The sequence below is a fragment of the Mycobacterium celatum genome (assembly GCF_002101595.1).
Lineage (GTDB): Bacteria > Actinomycetota > Actinomycetes > Mycobacteriales > Mycobacteriaceae > Mycobacterium > Mycobacterium celatum.
The window spans coordinates 103,675-124,550 of sequence record NZ_LQOM01000040.1 but is presented as its reverse complement, the minus strand read 5'-3'; the positions used below and the strand labels follow the sequence as shown (position 1 = coordinate 124,550).

The 20,876-nt window shown below is 67.1% G+C and carries 23 protein-coding genes; 12 read left to right on the top strand and 11 right to left on the bottom strand.

Annotated elements, in window-relative coordinates; genetic code table 11:
* Positions 1-3 precede the first annotated feature (3 nt).
* Genes AWB95_RS18425 through fgd form a run of 3 tightly spaced genes read right to left on the bottom strand, consistent with a single transcriptional unit; the run spans position 4 to position 4,284 of the window.
* Positions 4-1,158: an acetate kinase gene (locus tag AWB95_RS18425; protein WP_062538832.1), complete on the bottom strand. Its 1,155-nt coding sequence runs from the start codon at positions 1,156-1,158 to the stop codon at positions 4-6.
* Positions 1,155-3,272 carry a phosphate acetyltransferase gene (pta, locus tag AWB95_RS18420; protein WP_062538831.1) on the bottom strand — a complete coding sequence of 706 codons (2,118 nt, stop codon included), beginning with the start codon at positions 3,270-3,272 and terminating at the stop codon, positions 1,155-1,157. Before pta ends, AWB95_RS18425 begins: the two co-directional genes overlap by 4 nt.
* 1 nt (position 3,273) lies before the next feature.
* A complete protein-coding gene (gene fgd / locus AWB95_RS18415; protein ID WP_062538830.1) occupies positions 3,274-4,284 on the bottom strand; it encodes a glucose-6-phosphate dehydrogenase (coenzyme-F420) in 1,011 nt (336 codons plus the stop codon).
* Between the two features lie 36 nt (positions 4,285-4,320).
* Here fgd and AWB95_RS18410 point away from each other — a divergent pair, with 36 nt between their 5' ends.
* Both AWB95_RS18410 and AWB95_RS18405 read left to right on the top strand, forming a co-directional pair.
* Positions 4,321-5,067 carry an MBL fold metallo-hydrolase gene (locus AWB95_RS18410; RefSeq protein WP_062538829.1) on the top strand — a complete coding sequence of 249 codons (747 nt, stop codon included), beginning with the start codon at positions 4,321-4,323 and terminating at the stop codon, positions 5,065-5,067.
* Between the two features lie 279 nt (positions 5,068-5,346).
* Complete coding sequence (locus tag AWB95_RS18405) at positions 5,347-5,742, top strand: heme-binding protein (protein ID WP_062538837.1); 396 nt, start codon at positions 5,347-5,349, stop codon at positions 5,740-5,742.
* On the opposite strand, the gene AWB95_RS18400 is transcribed toward AWB95_RS18405, so the two are convergent.
* Genes AWB95_RS18400 through AWB95_RS18385 form a run of 4 tightly spaced genes read right to left on the bottom strand, consistent with a single transcriptional unit; the run spans position 5,721 to position 9,713 of the window.
* On the bottom strand, positions 5,721-7,049 hold the full coding sequence (locus AWB95_RS18400) for an NtaA/DmoA family FMN-dependent monooxygenase (protein WP_062538828.1): 1,329 nt from the start codon (positions 7,047-7,049) through the stop codon (positions 5,721-5,723). The genes AWB95_RS18405 and AWB95_RS18400 overlap by 22 nt on opposite strands.
* Positions 7,046-8,170 carry an LLM class flavin-dependent oxidoreductase gene (locus tag AWB95_RS18395; protein WP_062538827.1) on the bottom strand — a complete coding sequence of 375 codons (1,125 nt, stop codon included), beginning with the start codon at positions 8,168-8,170 and terminating at the stop codon, positions 7,046-7,048. The genes AWB95_RS18400 and AWB95_RS18395 overlap by 4 nt, the downstream gene beginning before the upstream one ends.
* Positions 8,167-9,246 carry an LLM class flavin-dependent oxidoreductase gene (locus tag AWB95_RS18390; protein ID WP_062538826.1) on the bottom strand — a complete coding sequence of 360 codons (1,080 nt, stop codon included), beginning with the start codon at positions 9,244-9,246 and terminating at the stop codon, positions 8,167-8,169. Before AWB95_RS18390 ends, AWB95_RS18395 begins: the two co-directional genes overlap by 4 nt.
* Positions 9,243-9,713 carry a GNAT family N-acetyltransferase gene (locus AWB95_RS18385; protein WP_062538825.1) on the bottom strand — a complete coding sequence of 157 codons (471 nt, stop codon included), beginning with the start codon at positions 9,711-9,713 and terminating at the stop codon, positions 9,243-9,245. The genes AWB95_RS18390 and AWB95_RS18385 overlap by 4 nt, the downstream gene beginning before the upstream one ends.
* A gap of 72 nt (positions 9,714-9,785) precedes the next feature.
* On the opposite strand from AWB95_RS18385, the gene AWB95_RS18380 reads away from it, so the two are divergent.
* Entirely contained in the window at positions 9,786-10,508 is a 723-nt protein-coding gene (locus AWB95_RS18380; RefSeq protein WP_062538824.1) for a YwaF family protein, read from the top strand.
* Here the strand turns inward: AWB95_RS18380 and AWB95_RS18375 are convergent.
* Positions 10,420-10,791 (bottom strand): DUF3054 domain-containing protein, encoded by a 372-nt coding sequence (locus AWB95_RS18375; protein WP_062538823.1) that lies wholly within the window; start codon positions 10,789-10,791, stop codon positions 10,420-10,422. The genes AWB95_RS18380 and AWB95_RS18375 overlap by 89 nt on opposite strands.
* 88 nt (positions 10,792-10,879) lie before the next feature.
* Between AWB95_RS18375 and AWB95_RS18370 the strand changes: the two genes are divergently transcribed.
* The 5 genes from AWB95_RS18370 to AWB95_RS18350 are packed head-to-tail and all read left to right on the top strand — an operon-like array spanning position 10,880 to position 15,230.
* Positions 10,880-11,599, top strand: a complete 720-nt coding sequence (locus AWB95_RS18370; protein ID WP_062538822.1) for an SDR family NAD(P)-dependent oxidoreductase — start codon at positions 10,880-10,882, stop codon at positions 11,597-11,599.
* Positions 11,596-12,768, top strand: coding sequence for an acyl-CoA dehydrogenase (locus tag AWB95_RS18365; RefSeq protein ID WP_062538821.1), 1,173 nt, complete (start codon positions 11,596-11,598; stop codon positions 12,766-12,768). The genes AWB95_RS18370 and AWB95_RS18365 overlap by 4 nt, the downstream gene beginning before the upstream one ends.
* Entirely contained in the window at positions 12,765-13,907 is a 1,143-nt protein-coding gene (locus tag AWB95_RS18360; RefSeq protein ID WP_062538820.1) for an acyl-CoA dehydrogenase family protein, read from the top strand. Before AWB95_RS18365 ends, AWB95_RS18360 begins: the two co-directional genes overlap by 4 nt.
* Position 13,908: 1 nt before the next feature.
* The gene (locus AWB95_RS18355) at positions 13,909-14,541 is read left to right on the top strand and encodes a TetR/AcrR family transcriptional regulator (RefSeq protein ID WP_062538819.1); all 633 of its coding nucleotides are present in this window, start codon (positions 13,909-13,911) and stop codon (positions 14,539-14,541) included.
* Positions 14,538-15,230: an SDR family oxidoreductase gene (locus AWB95_RS18350; RefSeq protein ID WP_062538818.1), complete on the top strand. Its 693-nt coding sequence runs from the start codon at positions 14,538-14,540 to the stop codon at positions 15,228-15,230. Before AWB95_RS18355 ends, AWB95_RS18350 begins: the two co-directional genes overlap by 4 nt.
* A 24-nt stretch (positions 15,231-15,254) precedes the next feature.
* Here AWB95_RS18350 and AWB95_RS24180 read toward each other — a convergent pair whose 3' ends face one another.
* Genes AWB95_RS24180 through kasB form a run of 3 tightly spaced genes read right to left on the bottom strand, consistent with a single transcriptional unit; the run spans position 15,255 to position 17,295 of the window.
* On the bottom strand, positions 15,255-15,554 hold the full coding sequence (locus AWB95_RS24180; RefSeq protein ID WP_232315525.1) for a COG4705 family protein: 300 nt from the start codon (positions 15,552-15,554) through the stop codon (positions 15,255-15,257).
* Positions 15,530-15,991, bottom strand: a complete 462-nt coding sequence (locus AWB95_RS24175) for a COG4705 family protein (RefSeq protein ID WP_232315523.1) — start codon at positions 15,989-15,991, stop codon at positions 15,530-15,532. Before AWB95_RS24175 ends, AWB95_RS24180 begins: the two co-directional genes overlap by 25 nt.
* Before the next feature lie 35 nt (positions 15,992-16,026).
* Positions 16,027-17,295 carry a 3-oxoacyl-ACP synthase KasB gene (kasB, locus tag AWB95_RS18340; protein ID WP_062538817.1) on the bottom strand — a complete coding sequence of 423 codons (1,269 nt, stop codon included), beginning with the start codon at positions 17,293-17,295 and terminating at the stop codon, positions 16,027-16,029.
* A gap of 178 nt (positions 17,296-17,473) precedes the next feature.
* Between kasB and AWB95_RS18335 the strand changes: the two genes are divergently transcribed.
* The 4 genes from AWB95_RS18335 to AWB95_RS18320 all read left to right on the top strand — a co-directional run bounded on the left by AWB95_RS18335 (position 17,474) and on the right by AWB95_RS18320 (position 20,787).
* The gene (locus tag AWB95_RS18335) at positions 17,474-18,964 is read left to right on the top strand and encodes a cytochrome P450 (protein WP_084706957.1); all 1,491 of its coding nucleotides are present in this window, start codon (positions 17,474-17,476) and stop codon (positions 18,962-18,964) included.
* Between the two features lie 29 nt (positions 18,965-18,993).
* Positions 18,994-19,974, top strand: coding sequence for a YihY/virulence factor BrkB family protein (locus tag AWB95_RS18330; RefSeq protein ID WP_062538815.1), 981 nt, complete (start codon positions 18,994-18,996; stop codon positions 19,972-19,974).
* Positions 19,975-20,038: 64 nt separating this feature from the next.
* Complete coding sequence (locus AWB95_RS18325; protein ID WP_232315522.1) at positions 20,039-20,491, top strand: helix-turn-helix domain-containing protein; 453 nt, start codon at positions 20,039-20,041, stop codon at positions 20,489-20,491.
* A 29-nt stretch (positions 20,492-20,520) separates the two neighbouring features.
* Positions 20,521-20,787, top strand: a complete 267-nt coding sequence (locus AWB95_RS18320; RefSeq protein WP_169714708.1) for a HepT-like ribonuclease domain-containing protein — start codon at positions 20,521-20,523, stop codon at positions 20,785-20,787.
* Positions 20,788-20,876: the final 89 nt, after the last annotated feature.

Genomic DNA, 20,876 nt, shown 5'->3' with positions numbered 1-20,876 from the left:
CCTTCACCGCGCCGCAATCACGCTCAGACAGTCGCGGGCGATGGCCAGTTCTTCATTGGTCGGAATCACCAGTACGGCAACGGGTGAGGCGTCGGTGGAGATCCGCCGCACGCCGTGAGCCTGCTCGAGGTTGCGCTGCTCGTCGACCTCGATGCCCAGTGCCGCAAGGCCGCTCAGCGCGTCGCGACGCACCGTCGCGGCGTTCTCGCCGATGCCGGCGGTGAAGCTCACGGCGTCGGTGCGGCCCAGCACCGCCAGATAAGCGCCGACGTATTTGCGCAGCCGGTGGATGAACACGTCGTAAGCCAATTGCGCTGAGCTGTCACCGGATTCGATCATCTCCCGCAGCCGGCGAAAGTCGCGTTCGCCGGCCAGTCCCAGCACCCCGGAGCGATGGTTGAGCATCGACTCGATGTCGTCGACGCTCATCTTCGCCTCACGACAGAGGTACCCGATGATCCCCGGGTCGATGTCGCCGCTGCGGGTGCCCATCACCAGGCCTTCCAACGGAGTCAACCCCATGGAAGTGTCGATGGGTCGGCCACCCACGATCGCCGACGCGGAAGCGCCGTTACCGAGGTGCAGCACAATCTGATTCAGTTCGCGCACCGGCCGGCCCAGAAAAGCCGCCGCCTGCTCGCTGACGTACTGGTGCGACGTGCCGTGAAAGCCGTATCGGCGAATCTGCCACCGGTCGGCCAGGTCGCGCTCGATCGCATAGGTCGCCGCGGCCGGCGGCAGGTCGTGGAAGAAGGCCGTGTCGAACACCGCGACGTGCGGGACGTCGGGCAGCAGCTTGCGGGCCACCTCGATGCCCCGCAGCGCCGGGGGGTTGTGCAGCGGGGCCAGCGGCGACAGCTCTTTCAGCTTGGTGATCACCGCATCGTCAAGGACGGTGGGCCGGTAGAAGTCCTGGCCGCCGTGCACCACCCGGTGCCCTACCGCCGTCAGCCCGCAGGTCTTCAGGTCGATCCCGTCGTCGGCCAGCCGGTCGAACGCCAGCCGCAGTGCCGCATCGTGGTCGGGAACCTCCGAGCCGCGCTCGCCGATCCGCTCGACGAGGCCATCCGCCCGCGACTCGCCGGAATCAGGCTGGAGCAACTGGTATTTCAGTGACGACGAGCCGGAGTTGATCACCAGCACGAGGGGCACGGTCATGACCCCTGCGCCTGGATCGCGGTGATGGCAACGGTGTTGACGATGTCTTCGGCGAGGGCGCCGCGGGACAGGTCGTTCACCGGCTTGTTGAGGCCCTGCAGCACCGGGCCGATCGCGATGGCGCCGGCGCTGCGCTGCACGGCCTTGTAGGCGTTGTTGCCGGCGTTGAGGTCCGGGAAGATCAGCACCGTCGCGCGCCCGGCCACCGCCGATTCGCGCAGCTTGGTCGCGGCCACCGACGGGTCCACCGCGGCGTCGTACTGGATGGGTCCCTCGACCAGCAGCTCCGGTGCCCGGCTGCGAACCAATTCCGTTGCCGCCCTGACCTTGTCGACGCCGGCGCCCGCGCCGGAGTCACCGGTGGAGTAGGACAGCATGGCCACCCGCGGTTCGATGCCGAACCGGGCAGCGGTGCGGGCCGAGCTGATCGCGATGTCGGCCAGCTGCTCGACCGTCGGGTCCGGGACAATCGCGCAGTCGCCGTAGGCCAGCACCCGATCCGGCAGGCACATCAGGAAGACGGACGACACCGTGGAGACGTCCGGCGCGGTGCGGATGATCTCGAACGCGGGCCGCACCGTGTGGGCGGTGGTGTGCGCCGCGCCGGACACCATCCCGTCGACCAGACCGTTGTATACCAGCATGGTGCCGAAATAGGACACGTCGCGCATGACCTCACCCGCCAACTCGAGCGTGACGCCCTTGTCGGCTCGCAGCTCGGCGTACTGGTCGGCGAACTTCTCCCGCAGCTCGCTGGTGCGGGGGTCGAGCACCGCGGCCACCGACAGGTCGACGCCGAGTTCGGCTGCCCGGGACCGGATCTCGTTCTCGTCGCCGAGAATCGTCAGGTCGGCCACCCGGCGCTGCAGCAGCCGTCCGGCCGAGCGCAGGATGCGGTCGTCGTCGCCCTCGGGCAGCACGATGTGCTTGCGGTCCGAGCGGGCACGATCCAGCAGCTGGTAGGTGAACATCTGCGGCGTGGTGACGGTCGGAATCGGGATCGCCAGCCGCGCAACCAGTTCGGCGACGTCGACGTTGCGTTCCATCAGCGCCAGCGCGGTGTCGATCTTGCGCTGTGAGCCGGCGGTGATCCGGCCGCGCGCCGACGCGACGGCGCTGGCGGTGTCGTAGGTGCCCAGCGTCGTCGCGATGATCGGCAGCCGCAACCGCAGCCCGGACACCAGCGCGGCGATCGACGGATGCAGCTCGAACCCGCCGTTGAGGATCATGCACGACAGCGACGGAAACCCTTCTGCCGCATGCGCACTCGCCACGGCGAGGACGACGTCGGAGCGGTCGCCCGGGGTGATCACCGCCACCCCGTCGCTCAACCGCTCCAGCACATGGTCGGCGGTCATCCCGGCGACCACCACCCCCATCGCCTCGCGGCCCATCAGCTCGGTGTCACCGGACAGCAGAGTGCCGTTTACGGCGGTTTGCAGGTCGGCTACCGTCGGCGCGACCAGCAGCGGCTCGTCGGGCAGCACGTAGGTGTTCGGTTCGAACCCGCTCAACGCCGCAGCGACCGCCTTCATGTGCGAAGGGTCGCAGCGGTTGGCCACCACCGCCGCGGCGTGGGCGTGCTGGGCGGCCAGTTCGGCCAGGCAGATCTCGACGACCTGGGCGACCTCGTCGGGCGTGCGGCCCAGGGCACGAACCGTCAAGACCACCGGCGCACCGAGGTTGACCGCGATGCGGGCGTTGACCGACAGCTCGGCGGGGGCCGCGACATCGTTGTAGTCACTGCCGACGATGACCACCGCGTCGCACTGGTCAGCGACGACGTGGAACCGGTCGACGATCTCGGTGAGCGCGGCGTCGGTGTCCTGGTGTAGCTGCTGGTAGGTGACCCCGACGCACTGCTCGTAGGACAGGCCGGCGGTGGCGTGCGCCAACAACAGTTCTGCGATGTAGTCGCGATCGGTATCAACCCGCGGCGACCCGCTGCGCCCGGCTTCGCCGCGCTTGCGATCACCGCCGCCCGCCCGCACGATCGGCCGGAACACGCCGACCCGGGCCACCGTGGCGGCCAGCAGGTGCAGCACGCCCAGCGCGATCGTCGACTTACCGGTGTCGCCTTCCGGCGACGTGATGTAGATGCTCGAGGTGGGCACGTCAGGCCAGTCGCCGCAGCCGCGGCGCGAGATCCTTCTCGAAGAGCTCGAGGAACCGGCGCTGGTCGTGGCCGGGCGCATGGAACACCAGGTGGTTGAGGCCCCACGTGACGTACTGGCCGACCTTCTCGACGGCCTCGTCGGGGTCCGACGCGACGATCCAACGCTTGGCGACCTGCTCGATGGGCAGCGCGTCGGCGGCTTTCTCCATCTCGATCGGGTCGTCGATGCTGTGCTTTTGCTCGGCTGTCAGCGACAGCGGCGCCCAGAACCGGGTGTTCTCCAGCGCCAGCTTGGGGTCGGGGTCGTACGAGATCTTGATCTCGATCATCTTGTCGATGTCGTCGACACTGCGGTTCGCCGCCGCGGCTCCCTCTTTGACGGCCGGGATCAGCTTGTCCTTGTAGAGCTCTTCGCCCTTGCCGGAGGTACAGATGAACCCGTCGCCGGCCCGTCCGGCGTATTTGGCCACCGCCGGCCCGCCCGCGGCGATGTAGATCGGGACGCCGCCCTCGGGAACGTCGTAGATCGAGGCGCCTTTGGTGTGGTAGTAGTCGCCGTCGAAATCCACGCGGTCCCCGCGCCACAGTTCGCGCATCAGCCGGACCGACTCGCGCAGCCGGGCGAAGCGCTCCTTGAACTCCGGCCATTCGCCCTCGTAGCCGGTAGCGATTTCATTCAAAGCCTCGCCGGTGCCCACGCCCAGGAAGATGCGGCCCGGGTAGAGGCAGCTCATCGTGGCGAATGCCTGGGCGACGACGGCGGGGTTGTACCGGAAGGTCGGGGTGAGCACCGAGGTGCCCAGGGTGATGCGCTTGGTGCGCTCGCCGACCGCCGTCATCCAGGCCAGCGAGAACGGGGCGTGCCCGCCCTTGTGCCGCCAGGGCTGGAAATGGTCGCTGACGGTGGCGCTGTCCATGCCGTGAGCCTCGGCCGCGACCGCCAGCTCGACGAGCTCCCGCGGCGCGAATTGTTCGGCCGACGCCTTGTACCCCAGTTTGAGTTCAGCCACGCTGTCGTTTCTACTCCAGTAGCTAAGCTCGCGGGCATGGCACCGGTGCTGACAGCCATCACGAATCGCGTGCACCTTGCCCAGGGCGAGGCGGTCAACTGGCTGCTGGTCACCGACGAGGCAGGGGTGATGCTGATCGACGCCGGGTATCCCGGTGATCGCGACGACGTGCTCGCCTCGCTGCGCGAGCTGGGATATGCGGCCGACGACCTGCGGGCGATCCTGCTCACCCACGCCCACATCGACCACCTGGGCTCAGCGATCTGGTTCGCCAAGACGCACGGCACCCCGGTGTACTGCCATCCCGACGAGGTGGGCCACGCCAAACGGGAGTACTTGGAGCAGGCCTCGCCGCTCGACGTCGCACTGCGGATCTGGCGCCCACGCTGGGCACTGTGGGCCGCGCACGTGGTGCGCAACGGCGGCCTGATCCGCGAGGGCATTCCGTCGGCGCAGCCGCTGACCGCCGAACTGGCCGCCGACTTGCCCGGCCACCCGATGGCGATTCCGACCCCCGGGCATACGGGCGGGCACTGCTCGTATCTGGTCGACGGCGTGCTGGCCAGCGGCGACGCGCTGGTCACCGGACATCCGTTGCTGGCGCGCAGCGGGCCGCAGTTGCTGCCAGCGGTGTTCAGCCACAACCAGGACGACTGCGTGCGCAGCCTGGCCGCGCTGGCCCTGCTGGACACCGAGATCATCGCGCCCGGCCACGGCGACCTGTGGCGCGGCCCGATCCGCGACGCCACCGACAAGGCGACCGCGCTGGCCCAAAGTCGCTGAGCGCGATCACAATTCGATTACAGTGAACATCACGGTTCATTAAGAATTCTCACGATTGCAGCGCGGCTCTGGTCGAGTGCTTACCAACGACCGCCACAACTGCACCATTGTTCACGCCGGTTCCGATTCATCCACTGCGGCATTGGTTTTCGCGCCCTTCTCGACGCTTCACGATCTGTTGTGTGCGCGTACGTTGGGCGTCGGGCTTGCTACGGCCCCGCCCGCTTGAGCAGGAGGCGGGCCTTCCAGCCAATGTGCAACTCCAAGGAACAAACAATGATGAAAATCCGTGGTATTTCCGCGCGCCGGCACACCGCCGCCGTCTGTGCCTCCTGCTGCCTGTTCGGTGGTCTGGCGGCAATGGCGGCGCCGACGGCATCGGCGGCGCCCGACTGCAGCCCCGCCGGGGTGCAGAACACCGTCAACTCGGCGACCGGTTCGGCTCGCCAGTACCTCGACGCTCACCCCGGTGCCAATGCGGCGGTGACGGATGCGATCACCCGCCCGCGTCCGGAGGCGTCGGCTACTCTGCGCACCTACTTCACCGCGCACCCGCAGGAGTATTACGACCTGCGGGGCATTCTGGCGCCGATCGGTGACACCGAGCGGCAGTGCAACACGACGGCGCTCTCACCCGAGCTGGAGTCGGCCTATCACGAATTCATGGCCGGCTGATCGCGCAGATGTTCCCGCAGCGTCCGGCCGGTGTATTCGGTGCGGTAGACCCCGCGTTCCTGCAGTAGCGGGACCACCTGGTCGACGAAGTCGTCCAGCCCGTGCGGGGTCAGGTGCGGGACCAGGATGAACCCGTCGCAGGCGTCGGCCTGCACGTAGCGGTTCATCTCGTCGGCGATATGGGCGGCGGTTCCGACGAACTGCTGCCGGCTGGTGACGGCGATCACCAGCTCCCGGATCGAAAGGTTCTCGGCTGCAGCACGTTCGCGGTACCGTTGCGCCACCGCGATCGGGTCGCCGTGTCGCACCCTGCCCTGGGTGATGCTGGTGTCGCCGGTCGGGTCGACGTCGGGCAGCGGGCCGTCGGGGTCGTAGTCCGACAGGTCGCGGCCCCACACCTGTTCGAGCATCGCGATCGCGGTCGGGCCGCTGACCTGTTGGCGACGGATGTACTCCGCCTTTTCGGCAGCGTCGGCCGCGCTGTCGCCGAGCACGAACGTCGCAGCAGGAAAAACCTTGAGCTCGTTAGGGTTTCGGCCAGACGCTGCCGCGCGGCCCTTGACGTCGGCGGTGTAGCGCTGGCCGTCCTCTAGCGACCCGTGCAGGGTGAACATGGCGTCGGCGTGGCGGGCTCCGAACGAACGGCCCTCCTCGGAGTCGCCGGCCTGCAGCAGCACCGGCTGGCCTTGCGGCCCCGCGGGCAGTGTCGCCATTCCGCGCACGTCGAACTGCGGGCCGTGGTGCTCGACGGTTGTGATGCGGATGGGGTCGACGTAGACCCCGGCGTCCACGTCGGCCCGCACGGCGCCGGGGGCCCAGCTGTCCCAGAATTCGCGTGCGACGGCGAGGAATTCCTCGGCGCGGCGGTAACGGTCGGCATGGTCGAGGAAACCGCCGCGACGAAAGTTGGCGCCGGTGAACGCGTCCGACGAGGTGACGATGTTCCAGCCGGCCCGCCCGTCGGACAAATGGTCCAGGGTGGCGAATTGCCGTGCCACTTCGAAAGGTTCGTTGAACGTGGTGTTGATCGTGCCGGTCAGCCCGATCCGGTCGGTCACACCGGCCAGCGCGGCCAGCACCGTGAAGGTGTCCGGCCGGCCCACCACGTCCAGGTCGTAGATGCGGCCGCGGTGCTCGCGCAGCCGCAGACCCTCGGCCAGAAAGAAGAAGTCGAACAGGCCGCGTTCGGCGGTGCGGGCCAGATGCACGAACGAGTCGAACTCGATCTGGCTGCCGGCGGCCGGATCGGCCCACACGGTGGTGTTGTTGACGCCGGGAAAATGCGCGGCCAAATGAATCTGCTTCATGCGCACAATCCCCAGCGTTTGGCCATCAGTTCGTGTGAGCGCAGCCGATCCTCGTGGCGATAGGTCACCGAGGTGACGACCAGCTCGTCGGCGCAGCTGACCCGTTGTAGCGCCGTCAGCCGCTCGGCCACTTCGTCCGGGTTGCCGACGAATTGCGTTGCCAACCGGTCGTTTACCACTGCCAGCTGTTCGTCGGTCAGCGGTAGGCACTCGTCGGGGTCCGGGTACGGCACGGCGCCGTCGCCGGCTCGAATGGAGTACACCCAATGCCCGTAACTGGAAGCCAGGCGTCGCGCGGTGGCGCTGTCGTCGGCGACGACGATGTCGGCCGAGATCACCACGTACGGCCGGGAGAGAAATCGCGACGGTTGGAAGGCGGCGCGATAGGCGTCGACGGCGTCCAGCGCGGTCGCCGGGGTGAGGTGATAGCTGGCCACGAACGGCAGCCCCAGTGCGCCGGCCACCTGCGCGCTCTTGCCCTTGCTGCTGCCAAAGACCCACGGCGTCAAGCCGCTTCGCTCACCAGGGACCGCGTGCAGGTCGAACCCGTCAACCTGGTAGGTGCCGTTCAGCATCGCGATGATGTCGCCTAGCTGTTCGGCGAAGTCGGGTGCGACGGCCTCGGGCTGCTGCAGGATCGCCATGGTCGCCTGCACGCGTTCCTTGTTGAGTACTGAGCGCAGGTCGAACGGTGGCGGCACGACCACACCGTCGATTTCGCGCCACTCGCGGGGCGTTTCGGTCTTGGGCCGCGGCTTGCGAGGCTTGTCCGGCGTGAGGCGGCGCTGCCCGGAGCGGCCCACGCCGAGGTCGATACGGCCGGGATGGAGAGCCTCGAGCATGCCGAAGCTTTCCACCACTGCGGCGGCGGTGGTGTGGCTGAGCTGCACGGCCGCGGTGCCGACCCGAATAGTGTTGGTGGCAGCGGCAATCTGGCCCACCAATACCGCCGGCTGGGACGCGGCCACACCGACGAAGTGGTGCTCGGCGACCCAATACCGCCGAAAGCCCCACCGCTCGGCGTGCTGAGCCAAGTCGATCGTGTTGCGCAGCGCGGTTGCGGCGTCGCTGCCGGCGCTGATCGGCGCCAAATCGAGAACCGACAGCGGGACCCCGGTCATTGTCGTACCGCCGCATAGCGATTGGCGGCCACCGGCAGGCCGAGCCGTTTGCGCAGTGTTTCACCGTCGCGGTAGCCGGTGCGGAATCTGCCTGCTCGCTGCAGAAGCGGCACCACCTGGTCGACGATCACCGGCAGGTCGGTGGCGTTGACCGCCGGGCGCAGCCGGGCGCCGTCGATGCCCAACTCCTGCCAGCCCAGCAGCAGATCCACCAATTCTGCTGGGCTACCTGTAAATACGAGCGCATCGGATCTGCATGTCTCGCCATTGAAAGAGACCACCACGTCCGCGTAGATCTTCAGGCGGGAGTCTATCTCGTCGAGTATCCGGCGCAGCCCGTCGTCGTCGATGGGTGTAATGAATACGAGATCGGCGCTGGCGGAGGCGAATTCATAGATGCGGGGCGTGTGCGCCAGGGCGGTCACCACCGGCTGGCCCTGCGGGGGCCGCGGGGTGATCGATGGGCCCTTGACCGAGAAGTACTTGCCGGTGAAGTCGATGTAGTGGAGCTTGTCCCGGTCGATGTAGCGCCCGGTGGCGGCGTCGCGGATCACCGCGTCGTCCTCCCAGCTGTCCCAGAGCCGGCGCGCCACCTCGACGAAATCGGCGGCCTCGTCGAACAGATCACCAGATAGGTCACGACGGCCGAACAGTGCCGCCTCGTGCGCGGTCGCGCTAACCCGGGCTTGCCACCCCGCCCGCCCATGCGAGACGAAGTCGAGAGTTGCGATGGCCTTGGAGACGTGGAACGGCTCGGTGTGGGTGACGGTGGCCACCGGCATCAGGCCGATGTGCCGGGTGGCCGGCGCGATGCGGGCGGCCACCAGAACTGCGTCGGCCCGCCCGGCCAGCCGCCGCGGATCAATCGCCTCGCGGCGGCCGGGTTGCGGCATCAGCGTGTCGTCGATCGTCAGGAAGTCCAGCAGTCCGCGTTCGGCGGTGGCGGCCAGGCCGGCCCAATACCGGCCGGACAGCACCGATTCCGTCGTGGGATCAGCGGCCAGCGTGGTCCGCCAGGCCCGCGGGTGCCAGCCGTAGCCGTCGAGCGCGACGCCCAGATGCAGCTGTTCGGTCATGTCAGCCACTTCTCGAACGCGATCGGACGAAACTCGCCCCACGAGGGCAGCGGCTCGTCCAGCCGGGTGTAGCCGATCGTGCGGTACAGCTCCTCGGCCTCTGGCTGGCGATTGCCGGTGATCAGGTAAATGCGCCGGTATCCGCGGGCAGCGGTCTTTGCTTCCAACTCTGCCAGTAACGCCGTGGCGTAGCCGCGGCGACGATGGGCGCGGTCGGTCCAGATCCGCTTGAACTCGGCGGTGTGGGCGTCGTAGCGCCGAAACGCGCCGCCGGTGACCGGTACCCCGTCGATAACGCCGATCACCAAGCCGCCATCCGGCGCCGCCAACTCTGCGGACGGGACGCGCAGCCAGGTCAGGTGGATGTCCGGCGTGCCGCCGTAGCGCTGCGCGTATTCATCGGCCAATTCGGCCAGCAGCGGCTGCGCCAGCGGATCATCCTGGGAAACCGACACGAACTGGGGCATCACCTAACTTTCTAACGTGGATTGCCCGGCCGCATTCCAGGACCGACTTTCCCGGAGCAGACTGCGAAGTTGATGGTGCCGTTGTCTGCACGGGAGTTCTCCGCGTACGGCCCCTCGTATTGGGCCGTCATAACGGTCTTCGCGATCGGGGCCGGGCTCCTGGTCTGGATCGGACGCCGGCAGACGGCATCGCAGGCCCGCCGGCTCGGCCGCATCCTTGGCTTGCTGACGGCCGCGATATACGGCGCTGTTGTGATCTACTCCCTGATCCCACCGGCCGTCGACCAGTCGGTACCGCTGCGCCTGACCGACCTCGCGACCGTCGCCGCCGCCTACGCACTGTGGTCGCGGCGCCACTGGGCTTTCGCCCTCACCTATTACTGGGGCCTCACTCTGAGCACCCAGGCGTTGATCTCGCCGGTGCTCAAGGGTCCGGATTTTCCGCACTACCGGTTCCTGGGTTTCTGGGGGATTCACCTGCTCGTCGTGTGGGCCGCCATCTACCTCACCTGGGGCCGGAGGATGCGGCCCCGGTGGCACAGCTACCGCATCGCGATCGCGGTGACCGCAGTGTGGGCGGCAGTCACCTTCGCCTTCAACAGCATCGCGGGAACCAACTACGGCTTCCTCAACGGAAAGCCCGCCACCGCGAGCCTGCTCGACGTGTTGGGCCCGTGGCCGGTGTACGTGTTCACCGCGGCCATCCTCATCCTCGTCGTGTGGGCCCTGATGACGTGGCCTTGGGAGCGATCAACGCAACCGCCGCCCGCCAGCCCAGCAACAGCACCGCGGTGACGAGCGACGCCACCACCACGAAACTCGCGGCGACGCCGGCCGACGTGGCCTTGCGCAGCAGCATTCCGACCACCACCGTGCTGATCCACACGACCACCCCAATCGGCGCGACAGCGGTCGGGCGCCGCCACGCCCGCGACAGCAGCCAGCCCAGAATCGTGCCGATCAAAAAGGGCCACGCCGTCGTCGCGACACCGGCGACGTTGAGCCCTTCGTCGTGACTGCGCCGCCCGAGCGCACAGAACACCAGCACACACGCGACGTCGACACCAAGCCACTTCATGCCGCGACAGTACCGAGCCTTGACTACGACCGACGATGAACATAGGTTCGGCCGGGATGAATGACGATTCATCCGACGGGGAGACCGCATGAAACTCGCACTGGTGACCGGCGCCGGATCCGGAATCGGGAAAGCGATCGCACTGGGTTTCGCCGCGCAGGGTGACCGGGTCATCGCCGCCGACCTCGATCTCGCCGCGGCCGAGGCCACCGCCGACGAATACCCCGACCTGATCACCGCGCTGCCGGTCGACGTCGCCGACCGCGCCCAGGTGGACGCGCTGCGCGATCGGGCACCCGGCGTGCCCAATGTCGTCGTCAACGCCGCCGGCTGGGACCGCACCGACCAATTCCTCAACGCCACACCTGAATTCGCGGAAAAAGTGGTGGCCATCAACTACCTCGGGCCGGTGCACGTCTGCAGCGCATTCCTGCCCGGCATGATCGAGGCCGGCGGCGGGGGACGCGTGATCAACCTGGCCAGCGACGCCGGACGGGTCGGCAGCGCGGGTGAAACCATCTACGCCGGCGCCAAGGGCGGCGTCATCGCGCTGACCAAGTCCCTGGCCCGGGAGATGGCCCGCTACCAGATCACCGTCAACTGCGTATGCCCGGGCCCGACCGACACGCCGCTGTTCGCGGCCCAGCCGGAAAAGTTGAGAGAGGCTCTGGTCAAAGCGATTCCGTTTCGCCGGCTGGCCCGGCCGGACGAAGTCGCCGCGCCGGTGCTGTTCTTCGCCTCCGATGCCGCGTCGTTCATCACCGGGCAGGTGATCAGCGTCAGCGGCGGCCTTACGATGGCCGGATGACAAGCTTCGACCCGCTCGACCCACTAGCGCTGGACACGTTGCTGTCCGACGACGAGATCGCGGTGCGCGACACGGTCCGGCAGTTCTGCGCCGAGCACGTCACCCCGTACGTCGCCGACTGGTTCGAGGCCGGCGACCTGCCGGTAGCCCGCGAGCTGGCCAAGCAGTTCGGCGAACTCGGCCTGCTGGGCATGCACCTCAAGGGCTACGGCTGCGGCGGCGCGTCGGCGGTGCACTACGGGCTGGCCTGCACCGAACTGGAAGCCGCCGACTCAGGCATCCGCTCGCTGGTGTCGGTGCAAGGGTCGCTGGCCATGTTCGCGATCGCGAACTTCGGCTCCGAGGAACAAAAGCAGCAGTGGCTGCCCGGCATGGCCGCCGGCGAGCTGCTGGGCTGCTTCGGGCTGACCGAACCCGACATCGGCTCCGACCCGGCGGCAATGAAAACCCGTGCGCGACGCGACGGTTCGGACTGGGTGCTGGGCGGCCGCAAGATGTGGATCACCAACGGCACCGTGGCCGACGTCGCGATCGTGTGGGCGGCCACCGACGACGGGATCCGCGGTTTCATCGTCCCCACCGACACACCCGGGTTCAGCGCGAACACCATTCACCACAAGCTGTCGCTGCGGGCCTCGATCACTTCCGAGTTGGTGCTCGACGACGTCCGGCTGCCGCACGACGCGATGCTGCCCGAGGCAAAAGGCCTCAGGGGACCGCTGGCGTGTTTGTCGGAGGCGCGCTACGGCATCATCTGGGGCTCGATGGGTGCCGCGCGCTCGGCCTGGCGGGCCGCACTCGACTACGCCACGCAGCGCACCCAATTCGGGCGTCCCATCGCGGGTTTCCAGTTGACTCAGGCCAAACTTGTCGACATGGCCGTCGAACTGCACAAGGGCCAGCTGCTCTCGCTGCACCTGGGCCGGCTCAAGGACAGCGTCGGGCTGCGCCCCGAGCAGGTCAGCTTCGGCAAGCTCAACAACACCCGCGAGGCGCTCGGGATCTGCCGCACCGCTCGAACCATCCTGGGCGGCAACGGGATATCGCTGGAATACCCGGTCATCCGGCACATGGTCAACCTGGAATCGGTGCTGACCTACGAGGGCACCCCGGAGATGCATCAGCTGATCCTCGGCCAGGCCATCACCGGCATGGACGCCTTCCGATGACCCTGACCTACACGTCCGAGCATCACCAGTTCCGGGAGCTGGTACGCGATTTCGTTCAGCAGACCGTCGTACCGGCGCACGAGGCCTGGGAGAAGGCCGGCTGCGTGGACCGCTCCCTGTTCACCGGGGCCGGCAAGCTTGGACTGCTCGGGTTTTCGGTGCCCGAGGAGTTCGGCGGGCCCGGTGTCGACGACTTTCGCTACAACGCAATCCTGGTCGACGAGCTGCAGCGTGCCGGGGCGGCCGCTGAGGCCGTCGGCTTGTCCCTGCAAAACGACATCGTGCTGCCCTATCTCACCGACCTGACCAGCGCCGAGCAGAAAAAGCGCTGGCTGCCCGGTGTGGTGACCGGCGAGACGATCATCGGGATCGCGATGACCGAGCCGGGCGCAGGCAGTGACTTGGCGGGGATCCGCACCACCGCCGTGCGCGACGGCGACCAGTACATCGTGAACGGCGCAAAGACCTTCATCTCCAACGGGCAGATCGGCGACTTGTTCGTCATCGCCGTACGCACCGGCCCCGATCGGCACAAGGGCCTGTCGCTGCTGGTCGTCGATCCGAACACGCCGGGTTTCTCCCGCGGCCGCAACCTGGAGAAGATCGGGCTGCACGCCCAGGACACCAGCGAGTTGAGCTTCACCGACATGCGGGTCCCGGTCGAGAACCTGCTGGGTGAAGAGGGCCGCGGCTTTTACCAGCTGATGAACAACCTTCCCCAGGAACGGCTTTCGCTGGCGGTGGGCGCAGTCGGCGCGGCCGAAGGGGTGCTGGCCGAGACGCTGGAGTATGTGCAGGGGCGGCAGGCGTTCGGTTCACCGATCGCCGGCTTGCAGAACACCCAATTCGTGCTCGCCGAGCTGGCCACCGAAATCGACGTCGCCCGAACCTATCTCGACGACTGCATCGCCCAACATCTGAACGGCGGGCTCACCGCCGCACGGGCCGCCCGGCTGAAATGGTGGACCACCGAACTGCAGGTGCGCGTCGCCGACCGCTGCCTGCAGTTGCACGGCGGATACGGCTACATGCGCGAATACCCGGTGTCGCGGGCATTCGTCGACGCTCGCATCCAGACCATCTACGGCGGGACCACCGAGATCATGAAGACGATCATCGCCAAGGACCTGGGCCTCTAAGATGGCCACCGACTTCGCGGATCTGCCGGTCGAGGAGGCCGTGCGCGCCGCCCGGACCAGCTCGCGGCGGCGCCAACTGCTCGACGCCGCGGTCAAAGTCATGGGACAGAAGGGCTTTCACCAGATGTCCATGCAGGATCTGGCCGCCGAGGCCAACGTCAGCGTCGGGCTGATCTACAAGTACTTCGGCGGCAAAGAGGATCTACTGCTGGCCACCATCGTGCGCATCCAGGACGCCTTCCGCGACCAGCTCGCACCGGTCATGGCGGCCGCCGGCGACGACGCCGTCGCCCAGTTGACCGCCGGGATCCGGCGCTACATCGAGATCGTCGACGAAAACCTGGACGCGGTGGTGTTGACCTACCGGGAGAGCCGCACCCTGGACGCGGCGGGCCGCGCGCAGATCAAGGAACTCGAGATCGCCACCGCCGCGCCGCTCCGCGCGGCGATCGAAAAAGGCGTTGCCGACGGCAGCTTCGTCGACGTCAACGTCGACCTGGTGGTGTTCGACATCATGCTGCTGGCGCACGGATGGGCGTTGAAGCACTGGCATTTCGGGCCGAACTACAGCCTTGACGACTACATCCGGCTGCAGACCCGCCACGTGCTCGGCTCGCTGAAAGGAGATCCATGAAGATCGTCGTGATTGGTGGCACAGGGGTTCTCGGGTCGAAAGTGATTGACAAACTGCGGGACCACGGCGTTAAGGCGGTGGCAGCGTCGCCCCGAACCGGCGTCAACACGCTTACCGGTTACGGCCTCTCCGAGGCCCTAACCGATGCCGACGTGGTTGTCGATGTGGCCAACTCCCCGTCATTTGACGACGATCCGGTGATGGAGTTCTTCACCAAATCCACCACTAACTTGTTGACGGCAGCCAAAGCCACCGGCGTTAAGCATTACGTCGTGGTGTCGATCGTTGGTTGCGACCAGTTGCCCGACAGCGGATACCTGAGGGCGAAGGTCGCCCAGGAGAAGCTCGTCGAAGAATCGGGACTGCCCTACTCGATCGTGCGCGCCACCCAGTTCGCGGAGTTCACCGACACGATCACCGAGTCGATGACGGTCGGCGACGAAGTGCGTGTGCCGGACGCGCTGATCCAGCCCATCGCCGCTGAGGACCTCGCCGCCGAGGTCGCGCGGGTGGCAACCGGCGAACCCCTGAGGGGCATCGCGAACATCGGAGGGCCGCAGAAGATCTCATTCGAGGAGATGGCACGTGCCGTCTTGGCCCGCCGGGGACAATCCAAGACCGTCGTCGTCGATCCACAGGCTGGTTACTTCGGCACACCGCTTTCCCGGAACAGCCTCGTTACCGCGTAGCTCGGATTCGTCGAGAGGCTGGGCTTATCTGCTACTGGCTTCCGCTGCCTCTACGCCCGGATGCCGCCCGGCCCGCTGCGGCAGCAAAACAACGAGCGCGACCATCAGAACCGCGATTACCGCGGACGCCAGCGGGCGGCTCAGGCTCAGGCCGCCTTGGCTCACAGGCTTATCGAGGAAGTCGCCAACAGTCGCGCCGAGAGGCCGGGTCAAGATGAAGGCCACCCAGAACAGCGTGACGCGCGAGATGCTTGTCCAGTAATAGAGCACCGCGGTCACGGCGAGACCTGCCGCGAAAATCAGCGCGCCGCGTTCGTAGCCAATGTCGCCCGTGTCGGCGAGCCAATCGCCAAGAGCTGTGCCAGCGTCTGCGACAGCGTGATTGTCGCCCAGTAGAAGGCCTCTGTCTTGGGAGCCGAAACGGTGTTCACCGACACGGTTCCTTGCGACCAATACCAGAGTCCAAGGGCCGCACCCAGACTCAGCAAGAGCAGACTCGAACCACCGGCATAGCCGATTCCGAGCGAGCGGTCGGCGAAGTCGGCCATCGCCGTGCCGAATGTCGTCGAGGCAACGATCGTCGCCCAGTACAGGAACGCATGGAAGCGCTTGGCCGAAATCTGCGCGACGACGAACACCACGAGCGCGACACCGAACAGCACGGCGCCGGCGAGATAACCCCAATTCAGCGTCATCGTCACCGTGTCGCCACCGGTCTCGCCGAGCGTCGTCGCCAGCACCTTGATGATCCAGAAGCCCAACGTGACTTCCGGTACCTTGCTCAACGTGGTGCGGTTCAGTATTTTCCGAAGACCAGCGCGACGTTGTGGCCGCCGAAACTGAACGAATCGTTGATCGCGTAGCGGTAGCTGCCCGGTCGGGGCTCCCCCGCCACGACGTCCAGATCAATCTCCGGATCGAGGTTGTGCAGGTTCAGCGTCGGCGGGATGACGCCGTCGCGCAGCGCCAGTATCGTCAGGATCGACTCCACCGCGCCGACCGCGCCGATCGAATGGCCCAGCGCGGCCTTCGGCGCATACACCGCCGGACGATGGGCACCGAACGCGTTGTTGATCGCCTTGCCTTCGGCCAGGTCCCCGACGACGGTGCCGGTGGCGTGTGCGTTGACGTGGTCAATGTCGGTCGGGCTCAGCCCGGCGAGCTGGACCGCCCGCGTGATCGCCTGCCCGGCGCGCAGACCGTTGGGATCGGGCGCCACGACGTGGTAGCCGTCCGAGGTGATGGCCCCGCCCATCAGCCGGGCCAGGATCGTCGCGCCGCGGGCTTTCGCGTGGTCCTCCCGCTCGACGACCAGCAGCGCTCCGGCTTCGCCGAACACGAAGCCGTCGCGGTCCTTGCCGAACGGCCGACAGGCACCGGCCGGGTCGTCGTTGTTCGTCGACAGGATGCCCATCTGCGCGAACGCCGCGATCGGCACCGCCTCGATCCGGGTCTCGACGCCACCGCAGATCGCGATGTCGGCCTCGCCGAGCACGATCTGCTGCCAGGCCCGGGCGATGGCCTCCGCCCCGGAGGCGCAGGCCGACACCGGCGTGATGATCCCGGCCCTGGCCTTGCGTTCCAGCCCGACCCAGGCGCTGCCGGAGTTGGGCATCATCATCAGCACGCCCACCGGGTTGACGGCCTTCAGGCCACGCGCGCGGATGTCGTCGTAGCCGAAGACCATTTCTTCGGTCGAGCCCATCGCGGTGCCGATAGACACCATCAGCCGGTTGGGATCGACTTCGGGTGAGCCGGCGTTGGTCCATACCCGCCGGCCGAGCACAACGGAGATCTTCTGCAGAAACAACATTCGGCGAAGCTCCACCCGGTTCAGCTCGGCGTCGAAATCCTCGAGCAGATGCCCGCCGATGCGCACCGGCGCGTCGAACTGCTCGACGAACGGGTCGTCGAGCTTGCGGATGCCGCTTTGGCCGTCCAGCAGCTTTTTCCAGGTGCCGTCGACATCGGTCGCCAGGGCGGTCGTCATGGCGACGCCGGTGACGACGACATCGGGAAAGCCATTGCCCGTCGAGAATCCGGCCACCGCGTTGCTTGGTTCCATTCCAGGCCTTCCTTGGACGTTCCGCCCCATCCGATTACCCAAGGTCTAATACCCACGACCGTAGCCCTGCTCGACGATTTGACCACCGAACCTGGGCCCGGCGTGGGCGGGCGCACCCGTAGACACGCTGCGGAACCGGCGGTACCGTATACCGGAGGTACCGGGAAGCGAGTGGCCTATGCACGCTGAACGCCCACAACTCCATCCGCCGCGCTGGGCGCCGACCTTCGTCCGCTGGCAGCACACGAAGATCGGCTGGATCAAGTCCTGGCGACTGGCGCTGGCCGGAATCTGGGCGGGCTACCGGCACACCATCTTCGACTACGCCGCCCGCCTGCCCGGCCAGGACGACATCATCGTGGCCCGCGCTCCGCTGGCCAAGTTCGTCGTCGTGCGCAACCCCGACATCGCCCGCCACGTCCTGGTGTCCAACCAGGACAACTACGCCAAGAGCGCCGAATACGACCTGCTGGCCGTGGCGTTCGGGCGCGGCCTGGTCACCGACCTCAACGACGACCTCTGGCAGCGCAACCGCCGGCTGGTGCAGCCGATCTTCGCCAAGCGCAACGTCGACGCGCTCGCCCCGCAGATGACCGCGGCCGCGCTCGCCGCCACCGAACGCTGGGAGCAACGTGCCGGTCAGCCGTTCGATATCGCGGCCGAGATGAACTACATCACGATGGACGTCATCGCGCGCACCATGTTCGGCATCGACCTGACCGGCGAGCTCGCCGAGCAGATGCGCGTCGACTTCGCCCGGCTGCTCACCATTTTCGGCTACGGATTCATCGGTGGAGGATCACGGCCGCTGCGCTGGGTTGCCGACCGGCTGCGCTCTCCCCGGCTGGCCATCAACGCATTGCGCTGGGAGGCAGCGCTATTCGCGCCTCGCACGGTGTTGGGGCTGCGGCGCATCGAGCGTTTCCTCGATCGCCTGATCGCCGACTACCGCAGCGGCAAGCTGGCGGGGACCGACAACCTGCTGGCCCTGCTGATGGCCGCCGAGGACCCGGAAACCGGCTACCGCTACAGCGACTTGGAGATCCGCGACGAGCTGATGACCTTCCTCGGCGCCGGCTTCGAAACCACCGCGGCCGCTTTGGCGTGGACGTGGTATCTGCTCAGCGAAAACCCGGACGCCAGAAGCGAACTCGGGCGCGAACTCGACGAGGTGCTGGGCGGCCGCGAACCCACGGCGGACGACGTCGACAACCTGCCGTGGACGCAGGCTGTGGTCGCCGAGGCGATGCGCCGCTACCCGCCGATCATGGGGCTGGCCCGGGTGGCGAAGGGCGACGACGTCCTGGGCGACTATCCGATCAAGGCCGGCACCACCGTCGCCGTCCTCATCCACGGCGTCCACCACAACGAACGTTTCTGGACCGATCCGTACACCTTCGACCCGGCACGGTTCTTGAAGGAGAACTTCGAGCCCCGCCAGCGCCGCGCCCACATCCCGTTCGGCGCGGGCAAACGGATGTGTGTCGCGTCCGGGTTCGCCACCCTGGAAGCCACGCTGATCGTCGCCACGCTGGCCCAGGGCTTCGAGCTCGACCTGGTTCCTGGGCAACGGTTACGCCGGGAACTGACGTTCACCGGCGGTCCCGACGGCGCACTGCTGATGACGCCGAAAACGCGCCGCTACGAACGCGCCTCGAAACGCGCCTAACCACGACGCTTTGTGGGTATGCCCTCCGGGTGAACCCGATTGAACGCGCCGCCCGCGGCTTCGACCGGTGGCAGCAACGGCACCCGGTGGTCGGGTTCCCGATCGCGGTGGTGAAGAAGTTCAGCGACGACCAGGCCGGCTATCACGTGTCGCTGCTGGCGTACTACAGCTTTGTCGCAGCGTTCCCACTGCTGCTGGCACTGACCGCGATTGCCGGCGTGGTGCTGCGGTCGCACCCGAAACTCCAAGAGCACCTGGTGAATTCGGCGTTCGCGGAGTTCCCCATCGTCGGCGGGCAGATCCACCAACAGCTCGGGGTGGCCAACTTCGGCAACTCCTTGTCATTGACCATCGGCATCCTGGGCTCGCTGTACGGTGCCCGCGGCTTCGCGTACTCCCTGCAGAACACGCTCAACACACTGTGGGCGGTTCCGAAGGTCGACTGGCCCGGGTTCCCGAACAGGTATGTGCGCACCGTCGGGACGCTGTTGTTGATGGGGCTGATCGTCGTTGTCACCGGCGCATCGAGCGCCGCGGCGGTAAAAGCAGCATCGTGGGGCTTCGACGGCCTGGCCGCGCGAACGGTCAGTTTCGTCGTCGGCACCGCGCTGGGCACCGCGTTTTTTCTGGCGCTGTTCCGCGTCGCGGCGTGCGGCGAGGTGCCCACCCGTGCGATGCTGCCCGGCGCCGCGATCAGCGCCGCGGCGTGGCAGCTGCTGCTGACGGTCGCCGGTGTGGTCGTCGCGCATCAGCTGCGGCACGCCCAGGCGGTGGCCGGGTTCTTCGGCGTGGTGCTGGGGCTGCTGGCGTGGCTGGCGCTGCAGGCGACGGTCATCGTCTACGCGATCGAGATCGACGTGGTCCGGGTCAACCGGCTGTGGCCGCGCAGCATCGTGCAGCCGCCGCTGATCGCGGCGGACAAGGCTTACTACAGCAAGGCACTGCGCACAGAGACGCGCCGCCCCGAACAGCGGCTCGACATCGCCTACGAATCGGACGAAGAGGGCTGAAGCCCAGTCGAGCCCGCGAAGGCCATCGCTACGGCGACATACCATAGATGGTATATTCAATTGCGTGAGCGCCGACCGCATTCGGGCCCTTCGTGAACGGGCAGGAATGACGCAGGCGCAGCTCGCCGACGTCACCGGCATCGCGCAACCGCACCTGTCCGCCTACGAAAGCGGAGCACGGACGGTGACCCCGCGAGTCTTGGACATGATCGAGGATGCGACGCGGGTGCGCCCATCGGAACTGGTGCGTCGATACCGCGACGAGATCCGGGCTCTTGCCTGCAAGTACGGTGCAGACAGCCCGAGGGTGTTCGGCTCGGTCGCGCGTGGAACGGACACCCCCGATAGTGATATCGACTTGGTGGTGAGGTTTCGACCGGATGCATCGCTGGGTGATGTTGCCCTCCTGCAGCGTGACTTGCGCGAACTGCTCGGCGTGCCGGTCGAAGTCGTCAGCGAGGGCGCCCTGCGGGGGCGGTTCGGTCACCGAGTCGCCGCAGACGCGGTGCCCGTCTGATGCCGCATTGCACCCGCCGCGGTTACCTTGTGGACAAATATGGTGATCGCCTCGTTGACCGACTCGATGATCTATGCGAATTCTGCGGGGAGGCAGCTGAATTGGTGGCCGACGGTCGAGAGCGCTTGTTGACGCAGTGGCGCCAGCAACGGGCGGCAGAGGCCGTTCTCGGCCGCATCGGCGAGACCGCTTCCCAACTACCGTCCGAATTTCGCGAAGAGTATCCCGTTCAGCCGTGGGAACAAATCATCGGCGTAAGGATCATCACCGATCACAAGTACAGGGCCCTCGACTAGCGCCAGGTCTGGATATCTCTCACCCAGGCTGCGGAGTTAAAGCGTTATGTCGAGGAGATACTCGGCTACCCTTGATAAGGAATTGTCAA

Bases quoted from the DNA above. Each gene is read 5' to 3' on its own strand.
- AWB95_RS18425 (WP_062538832.1), bottom strand. From the start codon at position 1,158: ATGACCGTGCCCCTCGTGCTGGTGATCAACTCCGGCTCGTCGTCACTG.
- AWB95_RS18410 (WP_062538829.1), top strand. From the start codon at position 4,321: ATGGCACCGGTGCTGACAGCCATCACGAATCGCGTGCACCTTGCCCAG.
- AWB95_RS18405 (WP_062538837.1), top strand. From the start codon at position 5,347: ATGAAAATCCGTGGTATTTCCGCGCGCCGGCACACCGCCGCCGTCTGT.
- AWB95_RS18400 (WP_062538828.1), bottom strand. From the start codon at position 7,049: ATGAAGCAGATTCATTTGGCCGCGCATTTTCCCGGCGTCAACAACACC.
- AWB95_RS18395 (WP_062538827.1), bottom strand. From the start codon at position 8,170: ATGACCGGGGTCCCGCTGTCGGTTCTCGATTTGGCGCCGATCAGCGCC.
- AWB95_RS18390 (WP_062538826.1), bottom strand. From the start codon at position 9,246: ATGACCGAACAGCTGCATCTGGGCGTCGCGCTCGACGGCTACGGCTGG.
- AWB95_RS18385 (WP_062538825.1), bottom strand. From the start codon at position 9,713: ATGCCCCAGTTCGTGTCGGTTTCCCAGGATGATCCGCTGGCGCAGCCG.
- AWB95_RS18380 (WP_062538824.1), top strand. From the start codon at position 9,786: ATGGTGCCGTTGTCTGCACGGGAGTTCTCCGCGTACGGCCCCTCGTAT.
- AWB95_RS18375 (WP_062538823.1), bottom strand. From the start codon at position 10,791: ATGAAGTGGCTTGGTGTCGACGTCGCGTGTGTGCTGGTGTTCTGTGCG.
- AWB95_RS18370 (WP_062538822.1), top strand. From the start codon at position 10,880: ATGAAACTCGCACTGGTGACCGGCGCCGGATCCGGAATCGGGAAAGCG.
- AWB95_RS18365 (WP_062538821.1), top strand. From the start codon at position 11,596: ATGACAAGCTTCGACCCGCTCGACCCACTAGCGCTGGACACGTTGCTG.
- AWB95_RS18360 (WP_062538820.1), top strand. From the start codon at position 12,765: ATGACCCTGACCTACACGTCCGAGCATCACCAGTTCCGGGAGCTGGTA.
- AWB95_RS18355 (WP_062538819.1), top strand. From the start codon at position 13,909: ATGGCCACCGACTTCGCGGATCTGCCGGTCGAGGAGGCCGTGCGCGCC.
- AWB95_RS18350 (WP_062538818.1), top strand. From the start codon at position 14,538: ATGAAGATCGTCGTGATTGGTGGCACAGGGGTTCTCGGGTCGAAAGTG.
- kasB (WP_062538817.1), bottom strand. From the start codon at position 17,295: ATGGAACCAAGCAACGCGGTGGCCGGATTCTCGACGGGCAATGGCTTT.
- AWB95_RS18335 (WP_084706957.1), top strand. From the start codon at position 17,474: ATGCACGCTGAACGCCCACAACTCCATCCGCCGCGCTGGGCGCCGACC.